Source organism: Microbacterium sp. P5_E9 (assembly GCF_054049175.1).
In genome coordinates this window covers 1-527 of sequence record NZ_JBFUMV010000149.1, presented here as the reverse complement: position 1 = coordinate 527, position 527 = coordinate 1, and the positions used below count along the sequence as shown (strand labels likewise).

The 527-nt window shown below is 61.9% G+C and carries 1 protein-coding gene; it reads right to left on the bottom strand.

The features are described 5' to 3' along the window. A partial coding sequence (locus ACXJ3V_RS20715) for a transposase (RefSeq protein WP_457102238.1) occupies nt 1-422 on the bottom strand: 422 nt, incomplete at its 3' end. Between the last annotated feature and the right edge of the window lie 105 nt (nt 423-527).

Here is a 527-nt window from a genome sequence, read left to right as displayed (position 1 = left end):
GTGCCGTCCAGTGAGATGTTGCCCAGCTTCAAGCACTTCATCTCGCGCGCCAGCACCAGCACCTGCACGAACAGCGCCTCGATCTGTGGCAGAAAGCGCCGCCGGAACGTGGCGATGCTGTCATGGTCGGGCTGGGTATTGGCGGCTATGAAGCGAAATGCCACCGAGTCGTGGCAGGCCCGCTCGATCTTGCGGCTCGAGTGCACCCCGGTGGCGTAACCATAGACCAGCAAGCCCAGCAGCATYGCCGGGTGGTACGCATTGCTGCCGCGTCCCGCGTATTGCCGCACCAGCTCACTCAGGTCCAACTGGTCGATCACCTCCACGACAAAGCGGGCCAGGTGATCCTGCGGTAGCCATTCATCAACCGACGGCGGCAGCAAGTAGGCGGTSTCTCGATCTACGGCAATGAAGCGGCTCATGCAGTGGAGGTCTATTTAAACTGGCGCGATTGTCCAAGCCGCCGCCCACTCGGGGTAGGCGGGAAAGCCCGACACGCTCCTAGTGTAGCGCGCTCGAACTAATAG